This window comes from Streptomyces sp. UNOB3_S3 (assembly GCF_020740895.1).
Classification (GTDB): domain Bacteria; phylum Actinomycetota; class Actinomycetes; order Streptomycetales; family Streptomycetaceae; genus Streptomyces.
The window spans coordinates 1-3,006 of sequence record NZ_JAILXP010000572.1 but is presented as its reverse complement, the minus strand read 5'-3'; the positions used below and the strand labels follow the sequence as shown (position 1 = coordinate 3,006).

The window sequence follows — 3,006 nt, the reverse complement described above, 5'->3', positions numbered from 1 at the left end:
GTCGCGGACGGGGGTGGGGTCGGGTAAGCCGTCGGCTATCTCAAGGCAGTCGGACTGGACGCCGCTGTAGCTGCTCTTGCGCCAGTCGGCGTGTTCGAATATCTGGCCGTAGGGCATGAGATCGGTCAGCTGCTGTGCGCCGGCCGCTCAAGCTCAATGGGGACGCTCCGGGACCACAACTCCTCGGCGTGCTCCACGAAGCGGTGGAACATGCCCTGCTCCCCGCGTCGTCGCAGGTGGAGCAGCGGCGAGTCGTGGCCGACCTGTGTGGCCAGGTGCGGTGTCACGAGCGCTTCGTCGTCGAAGCGGAAGACGGACAGCGAGATGTGGTTCGTGGCGTCCGAGGGAGCGGAGAACCGCGCTTCCAGCCCTTCCGTCGGACCCATTCTGGACAACTGCTCCAAGGTCGTCCCGATGCGTGTGGACACGGCCATGGCGACGCCCTCGATCTCTTCCCGCCGCGTGGTCACGCTTCCTTCGGGGTCGCCGATCAGGAACCGGACGCGGCAGCCCTTCGCCGCCTTTCGCCGCAGGACATCGGGGAGCGCGGGCACATGGCTCCACAGGAAGTAGGAGGTGAATCCGCCGAAGAACAGGTCGTCGGCCGCGTCGGAGATGAGCTCGCCCCACACGGTGGACGGGCACGCGGACCGGTACGGGTAGCTCCGGACGATTTCCTGGTCGCTCCCGGTCTTCAAACGGTCCCTGACCGCCTTGGGCCACAACATCGCTGCTTCCACTCCCAACGCCGCTGAGGCGTCTTCTCGGTTTCTGGCATGCGGGATCAACTCTTCGTCCGCGACCCACCGTTCCACGGTCTTGCCGGAGACACCGACGCGGAGGGCGAGTTGTCTGGGCGACAACCCGGCCGATGCCATAGCCGATCGTAGAGCCGAGTTCAAGGGACCCCCTGCGGACGTTTGGGCGTTCTTCGACAGTAGCGCTCGGCCGACCCAACTGTCCGTGCATGGCGGTAAATACGTCTTCTGCGTCCCGGCAGGATCTGCGCGTGGAAGCCCCATGGCCGCTGGCGGTCGCGGGGTGTGGTCAACGCGAAGGAAGCGGGGTCGACAGACAGTGGCAACCTTGATGATTCGCTGCCTTGAATGGGTGAGAGCACTGTGTGCTCCCACAAGCTCCGGCCGCACTCGCCACCGCTGCGGCGCTGCCGCCGCCCCCGTGGCGCGGGAACCCGTCAAACCGCCGGAGCCGGACCACACCGTGGTGATCACCGCGCACGGCATCGACTTCGTCCCCCGCTCGGAGAGCGTCCGGTGACCGCCCCCGAGATCGGGGCGGTCGTCCGCGACGTCGGGCGGGACCGCGTGGGTGAGGTCATGGCCGTCGTAGGCGGGCGGGTGCTGCTCAGGGCTCCCGGGGGCGGCCGGGAGTGGGAGGCGCTGCCGGGAGACCCGCGCCCGGCGGCCACGGGGGACGCGCTCCGCGCCCGCGTCGCGGACGTCAACGAGCGGAGTCGCCGGGAGCGCGACCGGCGCGAGGCCGCGCCCACCCGATGCCGGGTCTGCTGGGAGATCAAACAGGGCCGGTACCGGGCCGTCGAGGACGACGACCGCGACGAGGCCGCCCGGCTGGCGACCGCCATGGGGCGGCACCAGCGGGAGGCGCATCCGTAACGTAAGCGAGCGAGGGCTCAGCCGCCGAGGGCACTGAGGTGCTGGTAGAGCACCTCGTGCCCCTCGGGGCCGGGGTGGAGGCCGTCGACGAGGAGGTGGGGCCGCTCGCGCAGCGGCTCCCACATGTCGAGGAAGTCGACGTGGTGTGCGTCGCACCAGGCCCGCAGGGACTCGCGCAGTTCCAACGCCCGGGCCCGGGTGAAGCACAGGCCCTCGTAGTCGGGGGCGTGTTCCTCGTCGAGCCATATCGGCCCCGCGATGACGAGCCGCGCGTTGTGGCTCAGGGCGGTGGTGGCGAGGGAGCCGAGGCTGCCTTCCAGGTGTGCCAGCCCGTCACCGGCGGCCGAGTCGTTGATGCCGGCGGCGACGAGGAGGGTGTCGGGCAGGCGAGGGGGCAGCAGCGCGGGCGTCTGCTCTCTGACGTCGGCGAGGGTGGCGCCGGGGATGGCGAGGTTGAAGACCCGGTGCGCGGCCTCGTCCCGCGCGATGTGGGCGGCCGACAGCCGGGCCGCCCACCCGCCCTGCGGATCGCAGCGCCCGTAGGCGATGCTGTCGCCCACGATCACGATGCGCTGCGCCGGGCGGAGCGGATTCGCGTCGAGGTAGGCCCAGGCGGTCTCCCCGGAGGAGAGGCACACGCGTCGGCGGGCGTAGTCGTCGACTTCGTAGGCGTCGGCGGCGGCGAGGTCCTCGTCGGTGAGGTGCAGGACGGCACCCTCGACCTCGGCGCCTATCCTGCGCTCCAGGGTCAGGTGGACGTCGAGACCGCTGGTGGCGATCACGGACGGGTCCGTGATCCGAATCGGCCTGGTCGTATGTCCGGCCAGCGACGCCGGGGACGTGGGCACGGACTGGCCGAAAAGCTCTTTCTGAACCCGTTCGTCCAGCAGAGTGCCGAAGGAGAACAGGGTGTGGGGACGAGACTCGATCACCCGCACCACCCTAATCACCGGCGCGGGCGGCCTTGAGGTGGGCGGACAGCCGCTGGAGCACCGTCCACGCCTGGGCGTCGGTGCCGTCGCCGAGGGGGTAGTGGACGGCGGGACCGAGGCGCACGGGGCTCAGGTCGAGCGGCGGTCGCAGCGCGTGGCCGAGGCCGGTCCGGCGGATGTCGGCCGCGCCCAGCGTGAAGGAGACGGGGATCGGCGGGGCCTCGAAGCGCGGCGGGACGGTGAGGTCGCGACGGCCCCGGCGCAGGGAGACGAGGAGCGATACGAGACCGTGCCCGTCGGCGAGCGTACGGGCGAGGGGCTCGACGGCGCCGAGGGGCGGGGTCTCGTCCCGGCCGTAGCCGAGGGTGAGCGTGATGTCCTCCGCCACGCCGCCCTCGGTGCGGGAGACGCGGAGGGTGGCGAGGGCCGGGCGGTCGGGG

Annotated in this window: 5 protein-coding genes; 1 reads left to right on the top strand and 4 read right to left on the bottom strand. The window is 71.2% G+C overall.

The window, feature by feature from the left end; translation table 11 throughout:
- Both K6I33_RS33765 and K6I33_RS33760 read right to left on the bottom strand, forming a co-directional pair.
- The coding region (locus K6I33_RS33765) for a DUF397 domain-containing protein (RefSeq protein ID WP_229358607.1) at nt 1-117 on the bottom strand (117 nt) is incomplete at its 3' end.
- A gap of 8 nt (nt 118-125) precedes the next feature.
- Nucleotides 126-878 (bottom strand): XRE family transcriptional regulator, encoded by a 753-nt coding sequence (locus K6I33_RS33760; protein WP_229358605.1) that lies wholly within the window; start codon nt 876-878, stop codon nt 126-128.
- A 396-nt stretch (nt 879-1,274) separates the two neighbouring features.
- Here K6I33_RS33760 and K6I33_RS33755 point away from each other — a divergent pair, with 396 nt between their 5' ends.
- Nucleotides 1,275-1,634 carry a hypothetical protein gene (locus tag K6I33_RS33755; protein WP_229358603.1) on the top strand — a complete coding sequence of 120 codons (360 nt, stop codon included), beginning with the start codon at nt 1,275-1,277 and terminating at the stop codon, nt 1,632-1,634.
- Between the two features lie 17 nt (nt 1,635-1,651).
- Here K6I33_RS33755 and K6I33_RS33750 read toward each other — a convergent pair whose 3' ends face one another.
- Together K6I33_RS33750 and K6I33_RS33745 are read right to left on the bottom strand one after the other, a co-directional pair.
- Nucleotides 1,652-2,566 (bottom strand): GDSL-type esterase/lipase family protein, encoded by a 915-nt coding sequence (locus tag K6I33_RS33750; protein WP_229358602.1) that lies wholly within the window; start codon nt 2,564-2,566, stop codon nt 1,652-1,654.
- 10 nt (nt 2,567-2,576) lie between these two features.
- On the bottom strand, nt 2,577-3,006 hold a 430-nt coding region (locus tag K6I33_RS33745; RefSeq protein WP_229358601.1), incomplete at its 5' end, for a DUF6177 family protein.

Bases quoted from the DNA above. Each gene is read 5' to 3' on its own strand.
- K6I33_RS33760 (WP_229358605.1), bottom strand. From the start codon at position 878: ATGGCATCGGCCGGGTTGTCGCCCAGACAACTCGCCCTCCGCGTCGGT.